This window comes from Citrobacter sp. Ct235, from assembly GCF_030332305.1.
GTDB lineage: Bacteria > Pseudomonadota > Gammaproteobacteria > Enterobacterales > Enterobacteriaceae > Citrobacter_A > Citrobacter_A telavivensis.
The window spans coordinates 347,559-364,837 of record NZ_JAOWIC010000039.1; the positions used below are offsets into that span (position 1 = coordinate 347,559).

16 protein-coding genes, 1 tRNA gene and 3 pseudogenes are annotated in these 17,279 nt (G+C 52.5%); 10 read left to right on the forward strand and 10 right to left on the reverse strand.

Annotation, left to right across the window (positions count from 1 at the left end; all coding sequences use genetic code 11):
- Positions 1 to 23: 23 nt before the first annotated feature.
- Genes OGY35_RS06065 through OGY35_RS06090 form a run of 6 tightly spaced genes read left to right on the forward strand, consistent with a single transcriptional unit; the run spans position 24 to position 5,979 of the window.
- Positions 24 to 2,564, forward strand: coding sequence for a fimbria/pilus outer membrane usher protein (locus tag OGY35_RS06065; RefSeq protein ID WP_286631768.1), 2,541 nt, complete (start codon positions 24 to 26; stop codon positions 2,562 to 2,564).
- An 8-nt stretch (positions 2,565 to 2,572) separates the two neighbouring features.
- The gene (locus OGY35_RS06070) at positions 2,573 to 3,523 is read left to right on the forward strand and encodes a fimbrial protein (protein WP_178826363.1); all 951 of its coding nucleotides are present in this window, start codon (positions 2,573 to 2,575) and stop codon (positions 3,521 to 3,523) included.
- Positions 3,524 to 3,543: 20 nt separating this feature from the next.
- Positions 3,544 to 4,065, forward strand: a complete 522-nt coding sequence (locus tag OGY35_RS06075) for a fimbrial protein (protein ID WP_286631691.1) — start codon at positions 3,544 to 3,546, stop codon at positions 4,063 to 4,065.
- A gap of 43 nt (positions 4,066 to 4,108) precedes the next feature.
- Complete coding sequence (locus OGY35_RS06080) at positions 4,109 to 4,618, forward strand: fimbrial protein (RefSeq protein ID WP_286631692.1); 510 nt, start codon at positions 4,109 to 4,111, stop codon at positions 4,616 to 4,618.
- A gap of 39 nt (positions 4,619 to 4,657) precedes the next feature.
- Positions 4,658 to 5,329, forward strand: a complete 672-nt coding sequence (locus OGY35_RS06085; RefSeq protein WP_286631694.1) for an EAL domain-containing protein — start codon at positions 4,658 to 4,660, stop codon at positions 5,327 to 5,329.
- 2 nt (positions 5,330 to 5,331) lie between these two features.
- A complete protein-coding gene (locus OGY35_RS06090) occupies positions 5,332 to 5,979 on the forward strand; it encodes a helix-turn-helix transcriptional regulator (RefSeq protein WP_178823018.1) in 648 nt (215 codons plus the stop codon).
- A 53-nt stretch (positions 5,980 to 6,032) separates the two neighbouring features.
- Here OGY35_RS06090 and OGY35_RS24540 read toward each other — a convergent pair.
- Positions 6,033 to 6,148 (reverse strand): annotated as a pseudogene (locus OGY35_RS24540) (hypothetical protein); the annotation flags it as partial.
- 47 nt (positions 6,149 to 6,195) lie between these two features.
- Positions 6,196 to 6,318, reverse strand: a pseudogene (locus OGY35_RS24545) (hypothetical protein); the annotation flags it as partial.
- A gap of 82 nt (positions 6,319 to 6,400) precedes the next feature.
- Here OGY35_RS24545 and OGY35_RS06100 point away from each other — a divergent pair.
- Both OGY35_RS06100 and OGY35_RS24550 read left to right on the forward strand, forming a co-directional pair.
- Positions 6,401 to 7,039 carry a winged helix-turn-helix transcriptional regulator gene (locus OGY35_RS06100; RefSeq protein WP_286631696.1) on the forward strand — a complete coding sequence of 213 codons (639 nt, stop codon included), beginning with the start codon at positions 6,401 to 6,403 and terminating at the stop codon, positions 7,037 to 7,039.
- A gap of 211 nt (positions 7,040 to 7,250) precedes the next feature.
- Positions 7,251 to 7,378: pseudogene (locus OGY35_RS24550) on the forward strand (phage integrase family protein); the annotation flags it as partial.
- Between the two features lie 318 nt (positions 7,379 to 7,696).
- Here the strand turns inward: OGY35_RS24550 and OGY35_RS06105 are convergent.
- The 6 genes from OGY35_RS06105 to rlmE all read right to left on the reverse strand — a co-directional run bounded on the left by OGY35_RS06105 (position 7,697) and on the right by rlmE (position 13,279).
- A tRNA-Leu gene (locus OGY35_RS06105) sits at positions 7,697 to 7,783 on the reverse strand.
- Between the two features lie 9 nt (positions 7,784 to 7,792).
- A complete protein-coding gene (gene secG / locus OGY35_RS06110) occupies positions 7,793 to 8,125 on the reverse strand; it encodes a preprotein translocase subunit SecG (RefSeq protein ID WP_046488020.1) in 333 nt (110 codons plus the stop codon).
- Positions 8,126 to 8,351: 226 nt separating this feature from the next.
- The gene (gene glmM / locus OGY35_RS06115; protein WP_152406151.1) at positions 8,352 to 9,689 is read right to left on the reverse strand and encodes a phosphoglucosamine mutase; all 1,338 of its coding nucleotides are present in this window, start codon (positions 9,687 to 9,689) and stop codon (positions 8,352 to 8,354) included.
- Positions 9,682 to 10,530 (reverse strand): dihydropteroate synthase, encoded by an 849-nt coding sequence (gene folP, locus OGY35_RS06120; RefSeq protein ID WP_286631698.1) that lies wholly within the window; start codon positions 10,528 to 10,530, stop codon positions 9,682 to 9,684. The genes glmM and folP overlap by 8 nt, the downstream gene beginning before the upstream one ends.
- A gap of 88 nt (positions 10,531 to 10,618) precedes the next feature.
- Positions 10,619 to 12,550 (reverse strand): ATP-dependent zinc metalloprotease FtsH, encoded by a 1,932-nt coding sequence (ftsH, locus tag OGY35_RS06125; RefSeq protein ID WP_152406153.1) that lies wholly within the window; start codon positions 12,548 to 12,550, stop codon positions 10,619 to 10,621.
- 99 nt (positions 12,551 to 12,649) lie between these two features.
- Positions 12,650 to 13,279 carry a 23S rRNA (uridine(2552)-2'-O)-methyltransferase RlmE gene (gene rlmE / locus OGY35_RS06130; RefSeq protein ID WP_042291855.1) on the reverse strand — a complete coding sequence of 210 codons (630 nt, stop codon included), beginning with the start codon at positions 13,277 to 13,279 and terminating at the stop codon, positions 12,650 to 12,652.
- A gap of 126 nt (positions 13,280 to 13,405) precedes the next feature.
- Between rlmE and yhbY the strand changes: the two genes are divergently transcribed.
- Positions 13,406 to 13,699, forward strand: a complete 294-nt coding sequence (gene yhbY / locus OGY35_RS06135; protein WP_041686369.1) for a ribosome assembly RNA-binding protein YhbY — start codon at positions 13,406 to 13,408, stop codon at positions 13,697 to 13,699.
- A gap of 145 nt (positions 13,700 to 13,844) precedes the next feature.
- Here the strand turns inward: yhbY and greA are convergent, their stop codons facing one another.
- Positions 13,845 to 14,321 (reverse strand): transcription elongation factor GreA, encoded by a 477-nt coding sequence (greA, locus tag OGY35_RS06140; RefSeq protein WP_042325084.1) that lies wholly within the window; start codon positions 14,319 to 14,321, stop codon positions 13,845 to 13,847.
- 246 nt (positions 14,322 to 14,567) lie between these two features.
- Here greA and dacB point away from each other — a divergent pair, with 246 nt between their 5' ends.
- Positions 14,568 to 16,001: a serine-type D-Ala-D-Ala carboxypeptidase gene (gene dacB, locus OGY35_RS06145; RefSeq protein WP_286631699.1), complete on the forward strand. Its 1,434-nt coding sequence runs from the start codon at positions 14,568 to 14,570 to the stop codon at positions 15,999 to 16,001.
- A 93-nt stretch (positions 16,002 to 16,094) separates the two neighbouring features.
- On the opposite strand, the gene cgtA is transcribed toward dacB, so the two are convergent.
- The gene (gene cgtA, locus OGY35_RS06150) at positions 16,095 to 17,267 is read right to left on the reverse strand and encodes an Obg family GTPase CgtA (protein ID WP_042325080.1); all 1,173 of its coding nucleotides are present in this window, start codon (positions 17,265 to 17,267) and stop codon (positions 16,095 to 16,097) included.
- Positions 17,268 to 17,279 lie beyond the last annotated feature (12 nt).

Here is a 17,279-nt window from a genome sequence, read left to right on the forward strand (position 1 = left end):
CGTACCGACGGAGTAACGTTGTGATAAGTGAAAATAAGCAGGCATTTTTATTTAATCCTGCTCGCCTTGCCTTTTTAATCACTTTAGCGCTCGGTGCAGCCTCAGAAGCCGCCCAGGCACGTGATTATTTTAATCCCGAGCTGATTGAGCTGGATTCTCCGGGTATGAAAGGTGCCGATCTATCGGCGTTTGAATCCGGCTCGCAGTTGCCCGGCACCTATCGTGTCGACGTGATCATCAGCGAGCAGATTATCGATACCCGCGAGATCAGCTTCGACGCTGTAAAAGGGGCGGATGGCGAAGAGTCGCTGCAGCCGTGCCTGAGCGTTGCACTGCTGAAAAGCTGGGGCGTGAAGACCGAGCTGTTCCCTGAACTGACTTCTGGTGGCGAATGCGCGAAGCTAAACGCAATTCCGCAGGCCTCAGCCGAATTCCAGTTCAGCACCCAGCGTCTGGTGATCAGTATTCCGCAGGCAGCCCTATCGCCGCAAGCGCGTGGCTACGTGCCGCCAGAGATGTGGGATGAAGGGATCACCGCCGCGATGCTCAACTACAGCCTGAACGGATCGAACAACCGGGCGCGTAACGGTAATGGCAGCGATTCCAATAGCCAGTACGCCAACCTGCGTCCGGGGTTTAACATCGGACCGTGGCGGCTGCGTAACTACACCACCTGGACCCGTGACAGCAGCGGCAGCGACAAATGGGACACGGTCTACACCTACGGTCAGCGGGCGATTATCCCGCTGAAGGCACTGCTCACCACCGGTGACAGTTCCTCGCCAGCGGACGTGTTCGACAGTATTCCGTTCCGCGGGGCGCAACTGGCCTCTGACGACGACATGATGCCGGATTCGCTGAAAGGTTATGCGCCAGTGGTTCGCGGGATTGCGCGGACCAACGCGCAGGTCGTTATTCGCCAGAATGGCTACCAGATTTACCAGAGCTACGTGGCGCCGGGTGCCTTTGAAATCACCGACATGTACCCGACCGGCGGCGCGGGCGACCTCGACGTCACCGTGAAAGAGAGCGACGGCAGCGAGCAGCACTTTACCGTGGCCTTTGCCTCTCTGCCGGTTCTGCAGCGTGAAGGGCGCTTTAAGTATGCGGTGACCGGTGGTCAGTACCGCTCGTATAACAGCGACGTGGACAAAACCCCGTTCAGCCAGCTGACCGGTATTTACGGCCTGCCGTATGGCCTGACCCTGTACGGTGGCTTCCAGGAGTCGAGCAAGTATCAGTCTCTGGCTGCGGGTATTGGTAAAAACATGGGCGATTTCGGTGCGTTCTCCACCGACCTGACCCAGGCGAGGTCAAAACCGCAGGATATTGATAAGAGTAACGGCCAGTCCTGGCGGATCCGCTACAGCAAAAACTTTGTTGAGACGGGTACCAACTTCGCCATTGCCGGTTACCGCTATTCGACCAGCGGCTACTACGGCATGCAGGAGGTGCTGGATTCTTACGGTGACAGCAGCGCGCTACAGGACCGTCGTCGCAACCGCGCCGAGCTGACCATGAGCCAGAATATTGGCCAGAGTCTGGGCTCGCTGATGCTGAGCGCCGTGCGTGAGGATTACTGGAATAGCGGTAAGACCATGGAGTCGTACAGCGCCGGTTATAACAACTCGTGGAACAGCGTGAGCTACGGGATCACCTATACCTACAGTAAAAACGGTAGTACCGACAGTTACGGCCATGCGACCAGCTACGACAAGGATCAGCAGATTGCGCTGAACATCAGCGTGCCGCTGGAGAAATTCCTGCCGCGTACCTGGGCCAACTACAGCATGAATGTCAGCAAGAACAACGGCACCACACACAACGTAGGGCTGAACGGCACGGCGCTGGAAAACAACGCCCTGAGCTGGAACGTGCAGCAGGGTTACGGCACCAATGATGTGGGTTATTCCGGCAACGCTAACGCGGATTACAAGGGTACCTACGGTGAAGTCACTGCAGGTTACGGCTACGACAGGGACAGCGATCGTCTGAACTACGGCCTGCAGGGCGGGATCATTGCCCATGGCGACGGCGTGACCTTCTCGCAGCCGCTGGGTGAAACCAACGTGCTGGTAAAAGCACCTGGCGCGAAGGGGGTGAGCATTCAGAACCAGAGCGGGGCGAAAACTGACTGGCGCGGCTATACCGCCGTCAGCAACCTGACGCCGTACCGTAAGAACGACGTGGCGTTGATGACCGATACGTTGCCGGATGACGTGGAGCTGGAACTGACCAATAAAACCGTTATTCCAACCCGTGGCGCGGTGGTCAGGGCGGATTATGTGGCAAACGTGGGGATGCGGGTGTTAATGACGCTGACGCAGTCTAATGGAATGCCAGTGCCGTTTGGTGCGATTGCGACGATTAACGATCGGAGAAACGACCAGGCATTTATCGTCGGCGGCAATGGACAGGTATATCTGACAGGATTAGAAGAATCCAACGCTTTGAAAGTGAAGTGGGGTGATGGTGCAGAGAATGAATGTCAGGTTACATATCATCCTTCTAAAACCCAATCTGTTAATGGCTTAATCGTTACAGAGTCGCGTTGTGATAAATGAGAGATAAAATGAAAATCGCAAGAATAGTAAATATATTGCTGCTTATCTTATTAATAACTTGTGTAAAAAACACTTTTGCAAGCTGTACAAAAAATGGTTATGTTTCAGGGACGATTTATTTCGGCAATGTGCTGGTTCAACGTGACGCTCCTGTAGGAAGCATTATTGCTACGGCAAGTGTTACAATGCCTACAGGAGTAAATCTTCTGACTTGTTACAGTGGCAATACATATTATTTAATGAATTATAAAGGGGGGCGCGTAGTATATGGTTTTACCAATTACTACGAGACAGGTATAGGTGGCGTGGCAATATCAATAGTAGATAGCGGTGGTGTATATGCTACCAATCCGGCCAGCCCGGTATATCAGGGAACAGCCACGGTTTATTCTGGTCGCACCTACACTGCAACCTTAAAAAAAGTTGGGGATATTTCCTCTGGTACACTTTCGGCAGAGAAAATTCTTTCCGCATATCTTGATTCTAATTCTGCAATCATTTACACCGATATTTATATGGGTGCCGGGAGCGTTACACAAGTCGCTTGTTCGATAACAACGCCAAGCCTAACTTTTCCGATTGGTGATGTATTAGTATCTGGATTCAGTAGTAGCGTAGGAACCGTCCCCGTCGGTGCCCAGAATACGCAAAATCTTGGCCTGAACTGCGATGCCGGAGCCAACATTAACGTTATGCTCCAGGGTACCCAGAACCCGGACGTCAGCACGACCAGCGTATTAGCCTTAACCGGCCAGGGAAATGCCGACGTGGCAAAAGGTGTCGGCGTACAGCTGTTATATAACGGCGCGCCGTTAGTACTCAATAACCGTATTGTGCTGAAACGATCGGCAGGCGGCCAGGAAACCTTCCCGATCACCGCCCGTTATTATCAGACCCGGACCAGTGTTGCCACGGGCAAAGCAAACGCATCCGCGACCCTTGATTTAACGTACCAGTAATAACCGCAGGAATAATTGAAATGGCAAAAATAACCCTTTTCGCCGCGGCTTCGCTCGGCTTAATGATGGCAGGCCACAGCGCATTTGCCGGTGATACCGTGACCATGAATATTACCGGCAACGTAGTGGCTTCTCCGTGCGTGGTGAACGGCGGCACCGGCAACATCGACGTCGATCTCGGTAATATTCAGGCAACCACCCTGGCGGCACCTTCCTCTTCCTCCCCGGAAGTGCCGTTCGATATTAAATTAACCAGTTGCCCGACCGGTACCTCCGGCGTGGTGGCGACCTTCGCCGGTACCAGCGATCCCGTGGCTGGCGCAGGCTATTACACTAACACCGGGACGGCGACGAACGTGGCGGTGGCCTTAATTCAGGCCAGTAGCGGCACCCTGAAGGGGAACGGTTCGACCATCACCCAGAGCGTGCAGGCTGACCGTACCGTGACCATGTCGATGAAGGCGAAGGCTTACTCCAGCGCGGGTGGCGCTACACCGGGCACCATTAAAGCCGTGGTGACGGCAACCTTTACCTATCAGTAACCCGTCAAATGCCCCGGAATGCTGGGGCGAAAAGGTGACAGCTATGTTCAAGCCCGGCCTGAAAACCGCCTTCTGCTTAACGTTATTCTCCACTGCTGTGCAGGCAGATCCCTCAGTATCCGTTTCCGGGAACGTTGTCGCCAGCCCCTGTACGGTGGATACCGGCACGGTCAATAAAACCGTGGAATTAGGCACGCTGCAGCGGCGCGATCTGCAAACAGCAGGCGAAGGCGGGGAGTGGCAGGACTTCGACCTGCTGCTCACCAACTGCCCGGCAGGTACCGCCACCGTTACCGCTCTGCTCAGCGGTACGGTGGATACCCAGGACGCCACGGCCTGGAAAAACAGTGGATCCAGTACCAACATGGCGCTGCGTATCGCCAGCCGTGACCATAACACGACCTGGGCTCCGGGGAGTTCCCTGCGGCAGAGCGTCAGTATCAGTACCCGATCGGCATCCTTCCCGCTGTCGGCCAGGATGTTTACCCCGCAGGGCAGTGCGACAGCGGGTACATTTCAGTCTGTGATGAACGTCGATTTTACCTGGCAGTAGAGCGCTCCCTGGCAGGGATAATTATGTTGAAGGTGCACTATGTATCGCTTACCGTTTGAAAGTGCGGTGCTCGGGATCCGTTTTCAGCCCATTTATTCTGTGGCTGAAAAAATGATTAAGGCGTGGGAGGTATTAAGTTTACTGCAACCCGGAATTAATCATGAGCAGTACTTTGCCTCACAGTCCGATCTTGCCTGTCTGAATCTTTTATGCTGGCAGTTGCAGATCGTTGAAAAAATGAAAAACAGAAAAACGTACTATTTAAACGTTCCCGCTCGGATACTCTGTTCTTCACAAGCTACTGAACAACTCCTCCCGTGGCTGCGGGAGGGGATTGTTCTTGAGGTTCAGGATCCTGAGAATTTTATTTCGTTATCATACTCCGGGCGCCAGGCCTTTTATGCCTGTGCCAGGATGATACAATCCATGGGCGCAGAGCTGTGGCTGGATGATATTTTACCGGAGCAGTATGGTTATCTGGAAGCTGAGCTGGCGCGATTCGACGGGGTGAAAATTGACAAAAGCGTATTACAGGAACCCTCATCCTTAAGCCTGTTTATTATGCTTTGCGCCCGGCACGTTAACTCCGTACTTGTGGAAGGTGTGGAAAACAGTCAGCATTTTAAAATAGCGGAACGAGGCGGTTGCCATTTCCTTCAGGGATTTATGTGGCCTGAAGAGCGGTTTTTCATCAGCTATACACCAGGTTAAAAATGCTTAATATTTTAATAAAAGATCCCGATATGATATTCCGCCGGGGCATGATGTATTTTCTCAAAGAATTCTACCTGATGAGATTCAGGTGTGACGTTGAGTTCATGACTGACTACACGCCTGAGAATATTGCCACCGCTGATGTGATTATTCTCTCCATGTGTAATGGTGAACGTTACACCTGTATACCGGAGCTACGGGACCGCCGCAAGGGTATTATTATTGGACTGGTAGATGAAAATGATAATGGACAAAAATCGCCGTCCTGCTTTGGCGATATTGTGTATATTACACGACGAGAATCTCTTGAGGTTCTTACGCAGAAAATTTATATCGCTTGGTTTAAGTGGGTAATCAGCAACGTATTCCCTCAGCCCCCGTCTTGTCCGGATTGTAATCACCGTACTTTATCTCTTCAGCAACGAGATACGATGGCACTGTTTTACGAAGGACTTTCGATAGCTCAGATCGCAAAAATAAAGAATATGAGCTATAAAACGGTCGCTACCCATAAATACCTTGCCATGCGTAAATTCAATCTGGATCGTGATTACGATTTGTTAAGATTTTTAGACGTTTTTCTCAAAAATGACCTGAAACGGAGAAGCTACCGTAAAAAAGGAATTACAGGAAGGGATGACAGATAATACGCCCACTCCCGTAAAGAAAGAGAGGTCAGAACAGAAGAAATAAAACCGTCCCCACTTAAATCGTATTCATCAGCGTTCCTGGCTTTCACGCGCATGATCTATCTGGTTTCACTTTAGTTTCGCCATTCAGGTACACAGCACTGTGGATTTTAGGGGCATCGGCTAGTCGCACCTTAAATCCACTTCGTCGGCGATCGCCAGAATTCCGCGTCACTGCTTGATGCGCGTCTGCTGGCAGTCAATAGTGTCAGGGCGTTTCATCATCTTCAGCATGTGCGGACTGGCGTACTTCAGCGGGATATCCCGTTACGGCAGGATTTTACCGACCTCCATCAGCAGGAAGGTTTCATAATTTATGAGAGCCCCGTCTGTTGTGACGCTACACTTAGTTTAACGTGGATCATATGACAGGAATTTTATGGCTACCGACGTGCCACCCTCGTTGATTTTACAGCCTTCAGAATTCGTCCCGTTGCTGGCTGAACACCTCATGCGCAATGCTGAAGTAAAGCGTATCCTTCCACGTCGCCGGTTAGGATACCAGGTTGGTGGAGAACGCTTCTGCTATCTGATAATCAGGGGCAACGGCACCCTTCACCGGACCCGCGACGATCGCCTGATGGGCACCGTCACGGCACCAGCACTGCTGGGTCTGGCTAACCTGTACCGGCTGGAGACGGATGCCTATATCAAAACGCAGGTCCCCTGTGATATTGCCATTCTCAGGATGGCAGATGTGCACGCCATCATCTGCGCAAATCACCTCTGGGAGCCTGTCGCGAAGCATATGATGGTTGTGGCCGGTAAATTGTTCAGCTCTCACGAGCAGCTCACTGCCCCGTCCGCCTATCAGATTGTGCGTGCCCAGCTCTACGAGCTGCTTAACGAAAATCCGGGGATCAGAGAGAACATAACGGCAGCGCAGTATATTCGTGACAAATCACATTTATCGCGCAGTGGGATCATGCGCATACTCGCAGCCCTGAAAGAGGGCGGGTTTATTGAACTGGACAGAGGGGTGCTTAAAAATATTATAAAGCTCCCGGAAAAATTTTAATTTATATCTCACGACATCCGGAAATTGTCAGAGACGGATCTTCTGCTCCCGCCCCACCGCCCGTCGGCCCATGTACACAAAATTTAGCCAACCAGCGCATCGATATGGAAAATAAACTCCGCGAGTTGTGTGATTTTCCTGATACCACTGAAGGGGAGTATTCTTTTATATTACCAGTCCTTCCTGAGCGCCCCCGGTTTCCGCCGCGCAGTTGCCGCTATTTATTGGCTATCCGGCAACACTGGTGCTACGCCAGATGGCCCTCGTTCAGGATGAACGACCAAAATATCTGCTGCACCGGAAGTGAGCGCTCTGCTCCTTTATGTGCCTTATCTGCACTTGCAAACGCCAGTATTTCGAGCCGTTGGTGTGAACCAGGAAGTGCATTCCAGTGGCACCAGATGGCTTTACTGGATTATCACCTGTGATTTACCCGTTCTGACCTTAGCATCCGTGATGCGCCTTAGGTTTTCCTCTGTCCACCGGTACAAGGTTTACCTTTGTGAAGGCGGTACCAACATTTAGACCAACAAGGATTGATTGATATCGATTGAATTAAGTTGACGTTGAGAGAGTATAAAACGGGGAGAAAACCAGTCACTACGCGGATTTTAGATACAAAAATGGACGTCCGTTGACGTCCATTTTTTTGAATATTGGTACCGAGGACGGGACTTGAACCCGTAAGCCCTATTGGGCACTACCACCTCAAGGTAGCGTGTCTACCAATTCCACCACCTCGGCACTGAGATCTTACTGCGGGATATCGCTGGTCGGCTTAGCCGGAGCAGCTGGCTGAGGCTGTTCGGTCTTCGCCGGCGCACTCAGATTTTCCCACTCACTTCCTTTATTGGTTTTGTTGCTGTTGATATTGCCCAGCACCAGACTGATGATAAAGAACAACGTCGCCAGCACAGCCGTCATACGGGTCATGAAGTTACCAGAACCACTTGAACCAAACAACGTCCCGGAAGCGCCTGCTCCGAAGGAGGCTCCCATATCAGCGCCTTTACCTTGCTGCAGCATGATCAAGCCCACAAGGCCAATTGCCACAATAAGGAAAACTACCAAAAGAGCTTCGTACATAATCAACCTGTTCCTTGCGGAGTTGCCGCATACCAATGCTTCTAACCAATAAAGCAGGATTTTTACTGTTTCCCACTGAAGCGGGTGTGAATACTAACCAAAGCGAATGACCTTCGCAAGGGCAATTTTAGTGCATTGTATCAACTGCGGAAAAAAACAGCAAAAGCCGAGTTTCTCGTGAGTAAAAAGGCGGCAAATACCGCCTTTTTATGCAGTTAAGTCTCTCTCACACCGCTTTGACCGCATCCGCAATGCGATGGGCAAACTCGGTCACCTGCGCTTCATCTTCACCTTCTACCATGACGCGAATTAACGGCTCGGTACCCGATTTGCGCAGCAGGACGCGCCCACGATTGCCCAGCGCAGACTCCACTTCCGCAGTCACCGCCTTCACCGTGTCATTTTCCAGCGGGTCGCCGCTGCCAGCGGTGTAACGCACGTTCACCAAAATCTGTGGGAACATTGTCATGCCGCTGCACAGATCGTGAAGACTCATGTGATTACGCACCATCGCGGCGACCACCTGCAGACCTGCAACAATGCCGTCACCGGTAGTCGTTTTATCCAGCAGAATGACGTGGCCAGAGTTTTCCGCTCCGATACGCCAGCCTTTTTCCTGCATTTTTTCCAGCACGTAGCGGTCACCTACTTTCGCGCGGGTAAACGGAATACCGAGCTGCTTCAGTGCCAGTTCCAGCCCCATATTGCTCATCAGCGTCCCGACAGCACCACCGCGCAATTGTCCCTGACGCAGCGCTTCACGAGCGATGATGTACATGATCTGATCGCCATCGACTTTATTACCTTCATGGTCAACCATGATCACACGATCACCGTCGCCATCCAGCGCGATCCCCAGGTCGGCTTTTTCCGCGATCACTCGGGCCTGCAAGGCACGTACATCGGTGGCGCCGACTTCTTCGTTAATGTTCACGCCGTTTGGCTCACAGCCAATAGTAATGACCTTCGCACCCAGTTCACGCAGTACGTTCGGCGCAATATGGTAGGTTGCCCCGTTGGCACAATCCACCACGATTTTTAATTCGTTCAGGCTCAACTCGTTCGGGAATGTGCCTTTGCAAAATTCAATGTAGCGACCCGCGGCATCGACAATGCGACTGGCTTTGCCGAGCTCCGCGGAGTCCACACAGGTGATCTCTTTTTCCATCTCGGCTTCGATGGCCTCTTCGACCGCATCGGGCAGTTTGGTCCCGTCGATGGAGAAGAATTTGATACCGTTGTCATAGAACGGGTTATGCGATGCGGAGATCACAATCCCGGCCTCAGCGCGGAAAGTGCGCGTCAGATATGCAACTGCAGGGGTCGGCATCGGGCCCGTAAACGACGCGGACAACCCTGCTGCCGCCAGGCCAGCTTCAAGCGCTGACTCCAGCATGTAACCGGAAATACGGGTGTCTTTGCCGATGATGATTTTACGCGAACCGTGGCGCGCCAGGACCTTACCGGCCGCCCAACCCAGCTTCAGCACAAAATCAGGCGTAATCGGCGCATCGCCCACGCGTCCACGGATCCCATCAGTTCCAAAATATTTACGGTTACTCATAGCGTTTGTTTTCCTTTGCGGACAATGTGGCTTCCACCACACGCATCGCTTCTACGGTTTCTTTGACGTCATGGACACGAATGATCTGCGCCCCCTGCATAGCAGCAATGACCGCACAGGCAAGGCTACCGCTCAGACGCTCTGATGGCCCCACGTTGAGCAGTTGGCCCACCATCGATTTACGTGACATTCCCACCAGCAGCGGCAGGTTAAAATGGTGAAACTCAGCCAGTCGCGCCAGTAATGTATAGTTGTGGGAGAGATTTTTACCGAAACCGAATCCCGGGTCGAGCAACAATTTCTCTTTTGCGATGCCTGCCCTTTCACAACGTGTTATTTGCTCAATAAAGTAGCGATTCACATCCGCAAACACGTCCTCATATTTGGGCGCTTCCTGCATGGTCTTCGGCTGGCCTTGCATATGCATCAGGCAAACCGGTAAACCGGTTTCTGCCGCCGCCTCCAGCGCACCAGGTTCAGAGAGCGAGCGAATGTCGTTAATGATGTGAGCGCCCACTCTTGCCGATTCGCGGATCACCTCAGGTTTTGAGGTATCGACAGAAATCCAGACTTCAAAACGTTGGGCAATCGCCTCAACTACCGGGATAACACGCGCCAGTTCCTCTTCCACACTCACATCCGCCGCACCGGGACGCGTAGACTCACCGCCGACATCAATGATGGTCGCTCCAGCATTAATCATCAGATTGGCATGTTTCACAGCTTCAATCAGCGTGTTATGCGTTCCACCATCTGAGAAGGAGTCCGGCGTGACGTTAAGGATCCCCATCACATGAGGATGGCTGAGATCCAGTGAGGTGCCCTGGGCATAGAGTTTCATGGTGTTATCCCTGGTATGAATTGATAAGAAAAAACCCCGGAGCAAGCCCCAGGGTTTTCAATAAAACGCAGTCATCAACAACGGTAACTTATTTGTCGCCTAACTGTTCTGACATGGTATTACCTGGGTTCGGCGTGCGCGGTTCATCAACCGGACGCGGTGCACGAGGTGTGCCATTATTGTCAGAATTGTTAGAGCCCGGTTCTTCCCAGCCAGCAGGCGGGCGAACATCGCGGCGAGCCATCAGGTCATCAATCTGCGGCGCATCGATGGTCTCATATTTCATGAGCGCATCTTTCATGGCATGCAGGATGTCCATGTTGTCATTCAGGAGCTGACGCGCACGATTGTAGTTACGTTCAATCAGTGCTTTCACTTCCTGGTCGATGATACGCGCGGTTTCATCGGACATATGTTTCGCTTTTGCAACGCTACGACCGAGGAAAACTTCACCCTCTTCTTCCGCGTACAGCAGCGGACCGAGTTTGTCGGAGAAGCCCCACTGAGTCACCATGTTACGCGCCAGGTTGGTTGCAACCTTAATGTCGTTCGACGCACCGGTAGAAACATGTTCAACACCGTAGATGAGCTCTTCTGCCAGACGGCCACCGTACAGCGTGGAGATCTGGCTTTCCAGTTTCTGACGGCTGGCGCTGATCGCGTCGCCTTCAGGCAGGAAGAAGGTCACACCCAGCGCACGTCCGCGCGGGATAATCGTTACTTTATGTACCGGATCGTGTTCCGGTACCAGGCGACCGATAATCGCGTGGCCAGCTTCGTGGTAAGCGGTCGATTCTTTCTGCGCTTCCGTCATCACCATGGAGCGACGTTCCGCACCCATCATGATTTTGTCTTTCGCTTTTTCGAACTCAACCATCGACACGACGCGCTTGTTGCCACGAGCAGCAAACAGCGCCGCTTCGTTCACCAGGTTCGCCAGATCTGCACCCGAGAAGCCCGGCGTACCACGGGCAATGATTGCCGCGTCGATATCCGGCGCCAGCGGTACACGGCGCATATGCACTTTCAGGATCTGTTCACGACCACGTACATCCGGTAAGCCGACCACAACCTGACGGTCGAAACGGCCTGGACGCAACAGCGCAGGGTCAAGAACATCCGGACGGTTAGTTGCCGCGATAACGATAATACCTTCGTTACCTTCAAAACCATCCATCTCAACCAGCATCTGGTTCAGGGTCTGTTCACGTTCATCGTGACCGCCACCCAGACCCGCACCACGCTGGCGACCTACGGCATCGATTTCATCGATGAAGATAATGCACGGTGCCGCTTTCTTGGCCTGTTCGAACATGTCACGCACACGAGATGCACCGACGCCGACGAACATTTCCACGAAATCAGAACCTGAAATCGTAAAGAATGGGACCTTCGCTTCACCTGCAATGGCTTTCGCCAGCAAGGTTTTACCGGTACCCGGAGGACCGACCATCAGGACGCCTTTCGGGATTTTACCGCCCAGTTTCTGGAAGCGGCTCGGCTCGCGCAGGTATTCAACCAGTTCCGCCACTTCTTCTTTCGCTTCGTCACAGCCTGCAACGTCGGCGAAAGTGGTTTTGATCTGATCTTCCGTCAGCATGCGCGCTTTGCTCTTACCGAACGACATGGCACCTTTGCCACCGCCGCCCTGCATCTGACGCATAAAGAAGATCCAGACGCCGATCAACAGCAGCATCGGGAACCAGGAAATGAAGATGGAAGCCAGCAGGCTCGGTTCTTCTGGTGGTTCACCAACAACCTTGACGTTCTTAGTCAGCAGGTTATCAAGCAGCTTCGGATCGTTTACCGGAATGTAAGTCGTGTAACGGTTACTATCTTTCTTGGTAACGTTGATCTCACGTCCGTTGATACGTGCTTCACGAACCTGGTCGTTGTTGACCTCTTGCAGGAAGGTAGAGTAATCCACCTTACGGCCATTAGACTCGCTGGGCCCAAAGCTCTGGAATACTGACATCAGCACAACGGCAATGACCAGCCAGAGTATTAGGTTTTTCGCCATGTCACTCAAGGGATTAACCTCTTATTACAACTGTGTTAAAAACAGCGTCAGGATACTCTATATCCAGCGTCTTTCAAACTTTCGTCTGAAATCGACCAGTTATGGTTTACGCCCGGTCGCTACAATATACACTTCACGCGAACGTGCGCGAGAAGAGTCCGGCTTACGAACTTTCACCTTCGTAAACAGGGAGCGAATTTCCCTTAGATACTCATCGAAACCTTCGCCCTGGAACACCTTCACTACAAAACTGCCACCCGGCGCTAGTACATCACGGCACATTTCTAACGCCAGTTCCACCAGATACATGGCACGGGGGATATCCACCGCCGGTGTTCCGCTCATGTTTGGTGCCATATCGGACATGACAACCTGGACTTTACTGTCACCCACGCGTTCCAGCAGCGCCTTCATGACAAGTTCATCACGAAAGTCGCCCTGAAGAAAGTCCACACCAACGATAGGATCCATAGGTAAAAGATCACAAGCGATGATACGGCCTTTGCCGCCAATCTGCGAGACCACATACTGTGACCAGCCTCCTGGCGCGGCACCGAGATCGACTACCGTCATCCCCGGCTTAAAAAGTTTGTCACTTTGCTGTATTTCATCAAGTTTAAACCAGGCACGGGAACGCAACCCCTTTTTCTGTGCCTCTTGAACATATTTATCGCTAAAGTGTTCCTGAAGCCAGCGACTCGAGCTGGCAGAACGCTTCTTACCTGTCATTTAACTTTCCCATCGGGGCAGAACATCGTTGCCATACGGCGTAAATTTCCACGCACTATTTGGCGATATATGGGAGATGGCGGTAGAATGACCCGTTTTCAATCCCAACGTAAGCAAAAATATACGATGAATCTGAGTACTAAACAAAAACAGCACCTGAAAGGTCTGGCACATCCGCTCAAGCCGGTCGTTATGCTTGGCAATAATGGTTTGACCGAAGGGGTACTGGCCGAGATTGAACAAGCGTTAGAGCACCATGAACTTATCAAGGTGAAAGTCGCGTCTGAAGATCGCGAAACAAAAACCTTGATCGTGGACGCTATCGTGCGCGAAACCGGCGCCTGTAATGTACAGGTCATCGGTAAAATGCTGGTGCTTTATCGCCCGAGTAAAGAACGCAAAATCTCGCTGCCACGCTAAGAATATCCTAAAGTCGAACACAAAACCTGTGTAAAACGAGGGATTTCCCGCAAGCAGGAGAGCAAAATGCCACGCTCTCTTCGTTGATAAAAGGCCGCTATGCGGCCTTTTTCCTTTCTTTACAATACATCAACATCTTGAGCACTTACAGGTATTCTACCTTAGTGACCTCATATTCCACTTCGCCGCCCGGGGTTTTGATCACCACGACGTCATCCTGTTCTTTGCCAATCAGGCCACGCGCAATCGGCGAGTTGACGGAAATCAGGTTCTGTTTGAAGTCCGCTTCATCATCACCCACGATGCGCCAGGTCTGCTCTTCGTCGTTATCGAGATTCAAAACGGTGACTGTGGCACCAAAGACAACGCGACCGTTATTCGGCATTTTAGTGACATCGATGACCTGTGCATTCGACAGCTTCGCTTCGATGTCTTTGATTCGACCTTCGCAGAAACCCTGCTGTTCACGCGCCGCGTGATATTCCGCATTCTCTTTCAGATCGCCGTGCTCGCGCGCTTCGGCAATAGAGGCAATAATTTCAGGACGGCGCACAGATTTCAGAAAATCCAGCTCTTCGCGTAATTTTTCTGCACCACGTAAGGTCATCGGAATCGCTTGCATTTGTTATACCTCTTGAACATTCCTGTAGGGGGCGATCGCTCCGCCCCGGCTGTTAAGCCTGCCCCGGTATGGCGTCATACCCGGGCCAGAAGCAAAAAAATACCGACCCGGAAGCAAGGTCCAGGTCAGCTACAATTCTTAATTTGATGTTCATTTTACCCTGGAGTTCCCTATGGGTCATCGTTTACTTTGCAGGGCATTGCGCCGTAGTATGACGGCTTGTTTCCAGGTTGTTAGCGCGAGATTATGCGATTTCCCAGATTTATCATCGGATTGACTACCAGCGTAGCGTTCAGCGTCCAGGCCGCGAACGTTGACGAGTACATCAACCAGCTCCCTGCCGGAGCCAACCTTGCACTCATGGTCCAGAAGGTCGGCGCCCCGACCCCCGCGATTGATTATCATAGTCAGCAAATGGCGCTTCCTGCCAGTACGCAGAAAGTGATCACCGCGCTGGCGGCCTTAATTCAGCTCGGCCCGGACTTCCGCTTTACCACCACGCTGGAGACCAAAGGTAGCGTCGATGAGGGCGTTCTGAAAGGCGACTTAGTTGCGCGATTTGGTGCCGATCCGACGCTAAAACGCCAGGATATTCGGAATATGGTGGCGAACCTGAAAAAATCAGGCGTCACGAAAATTACCGGAAACGTCCTTATTGATACCTCTGTTTTTGCCAGCCACGATAAAGCGCCAGGGTGGCCCTGGAACGACATGACCCAGTGTTTCAGCGCGCCGCCAGCGGCCGCGATTGTCGACAGGAACTGCTTCTCAATTTCGCTCTACAGCGCGCAAAAAGCGAACGATTTGGCCTATATTCGCGTGGCGTCTTACTACCCTGTCACCATGTTCAGCCAGGTTCGCACCCTCGCGCGCGGCTCGGCAGAGGCGCAATATTGTGAGCTGGACGTGGTTCCGGGCGATTTAAACCGCTTCACGCTGACCGGTTGTCTGCCGCAGCGTGCTGACCCTCTCCCACTGGCATTTGCCATTCAGGACGGTGCAAGTTATGCCGGGGCGATCCTGAAAGATGAGTTAAAACAAGCCGGTATCAGCTATGACGGGACATTATTGCGCCAGACGCAGGTCAACGAACCGGGTACCGTTGTGGCAAGCAAGCAGTCTGCGCCACTGCACGATCTGCTTAAGATTATGCTGAAAAAGTCGGACAACATGATTGCCGATACCGTCTTCAGGATGATTGGCCACGCGCGGTTTAACGTGCCGGGAACGTGGCGTGCAGGCTCCGATGCCGTGCGGCAGATCCTGCGCCAGCAAGCGGGAGTGGATATTGGCAACACAATTATCGCCGACGGCTCCGGTCTGTCGCGCCATAACCTGATTGCCCCTGCCACCATGATGCAGGTGCTGCAATACATCGCACAGCACGATAACGAACTGAACTTCATCTCAATGCTACCGCTGGCGGGCTATGATGGCTCTCTGCAATACCGTGCGGGTCTGCATCAGGCGGGCGTCGACGGTAAGGTCTCGGCGAAGACGGGGTCGTTGCAGGGTGTGTACAACCTGGCGGGCTTTATTACCACCGCAAGCGGGCAGCGGATGGCGTTTGTGCAGTATCTGTCGGGTTATGCAGTAGAACCTGCCGATCAACGTAACCGTCGCATTCCGCTGGTTCGCTTTGAAAGCCGGTTGTACAAAGATATTTATCAGAATAACTAGGTGGGTATTTTGCCGGATGGCGCTAGCGCTTATCCGGCCTACAGATGATGTATGCCCGGTAAGCACTAGCGCCACCGGGCATTGAAACGGGAATTAACGCTTATAGATGAACTCGACGCCTTCTTCGTCGTCTTCGTCCCAGTCGTCATCCCAGTCGTCTTCTGCTTCTTCTTCCACTTCCGCGATTTGCTGGCGATGATAGTCATCCCACATGAACTCGACTTTCTCTGGCTGCTTCGCTTCTTCCGCCTGAGTAATCGGGTTCTCGATGATAAAGGTCATCACATCCCAGCAGAGATCCTTCACGCCCAACTGGCTGGCGGCAGAGATCAGATAATATTTATCTTCCCAGCCCAGCGCCTGCGCGATGGCTTTGGCTTTCTCTTCCGCTTCGGCTTTATCCAGCAAATCGATCTTGTTGAACACTAACCAGCGCGGTTTGGCAGCCAGATCCTGACTGTATTTTTCCAGTTCACCAATGATGATCCGCGCATTCTCAACCGGATCGGAACCGTCGATCGGATCGATATCAATGAGGTGCAGCAGTACGCGGCAACGTTCAAGGTGTTTCAGGAAGCGAATCCCCAGACCGGCACCTTCCGCAGCACCTTCAATCAGCCCCGGGATGTCCGCGACCACGAAGCTCTTTTCGTTATCCATACGGACAACGCCAAGACTTGGCACCAACGTAGTAAACGGATAATCCGCTACTTTAGGTTTCGCCGCAGAGACCGCGCGGATAAAGGTTGATTTACCGGCATTTGGCATCCCCAGCATGCCCACATCCGCCAGCAGCATCAACTCCAGCAACAGGTCACGCTTGTCACCCGGCGTCCCCATCGTTTTCTGACGCGGTGTGCGGTTGACTGAAGATTTAAAACGGGTGTTACCCAGACCGTGCCAGCCGCCTTTTGCGACCATCAGACGCTGACCGTGTTTGGTCATGTCACCCATGGTTTCGCCCGTGCCCTGGTCTATCACACGCGTACCTACCGGTACTTTAATGGTGACATCTTTCCCTCGTTTACCGGTACAGTCACGGCTGGCGCCATTCTGACCACGCTCTGCGCGGAAAGATTTCTCAAAACGGTAGTCGATCAGAGTGTTCAGGTTTTCGTCGGCTTCCATCCAGACGTCACCACCATCACCACCGTCGCCGCCGTCCGGGCCGCCTTTCGGGATATATTTCTCACGGCGGAAGCTAACGCAACCATTACCGCCATCGCCTGCAACGACCAGAATCGTTGCTTCATCAACAAACTTCATTTTACTCTCCGT

Bases quoted from the DNA above. Each gene is read 5' to 3' on its own strand.
- OGY35_RS06070 (WP_178826363.1), top strand. From the start codon at position 2,573: ATGAAAATCGCAAGAATAGTAAATATATTGCTGCTTATCTTATTAATA.
- OGY35_RS06075 (WP_286631691.1), top strand. From the start codon at position 3,544: ATGGCAAAAATAACCCTTTTCGCCGCGGCTTCGCTCGGCTTAATGATG.
- OGY35_RS06080 (WP_286631692.1), top strand. From the start codon at position 4,109: ATGTTCAAGCCCGGCCTGAAAACCGCCTTCTGCTTAACGTTATTCTCC.
- OGY35_RS06085 (WP_286631694.1), top strand. From the start codon at position 4,658: ATGTATCGCTTACCGTTTGAAAGTGCGGTGCTCGGGATCCGTTTTCAG.
- OGY35_RS06090 (WP_178823018.1), top strand. From the start codon at position 5,332: ATGCTTAATATTTTAATAAAAGATCCCGATATGATATTCCGCCGGGGC.
- OGY35_RS06100 (WP_286631696.1), top strand. From the start codon at position 6,401: ATGGCTACCGACGTGCCACCCTCGTTGATTTTACAGCCTTCAGAATTC.
- secG (WP_046488020.1), bottom strand. From the start codon at position 8,125: ATGTACGAAGCTCTTTTGGTAGTTTTCCTTATTGTGGCAATTGGCCTT.
- glmM (WP_152406151.1), bottom strand. From the start codon at position 9,689: ATGAGTAACCGTAAATATTTTGGAACTGATGGGATCCGTGGACGCGTG.
- folP (WP_286631698.1), bottom strand. From the start codon at position 10,530: ATGAAACTCTATGCCCAGGGCACCTCACTGGATCTCAGCCATCCTCAT.
- ftsH (WP_152406153.1), bottom strand. From the start codon at position 12,550: ATGGCGAAAAACCTAATACTCTGGCTGGTCATTGCCGTTGTGCTGATG.
- rlmE (WP_042291855.1), bottom strand. From the start codon at position 13,279: ATGACAGGTAAGAAGCGTTCTGCCAGCTCGAGTCGCTGGCTTCAGGAA.
- yhbY (WP_041686369.1), top strand. From the start codon at position 13,406: ATGAATCTGAGTACTAAACAAAAACAGCACCTGAAAGGTCTGGCACAT.
- greA (WP_042325084.1), bottom strand. From the start codon at position 14,321: ATGCAAGCGATTCCGATGACCTTACGTGGTGCAGAAAAATTACGCGAA.
- dacB (WP_286631699.1), top strand. From the start codon at position 14,568: ATGCGATTTCCCAGATTTATCATCGGATTGACTACCAGCGTAGCGTTC.
- cgtA (WP_042325080.1), bottom strand. From the start codon at position 17,267: ATGAAGTTTGTTGATGAAGCAACGATTCTGGTCGTTGCAGGCGATGGC.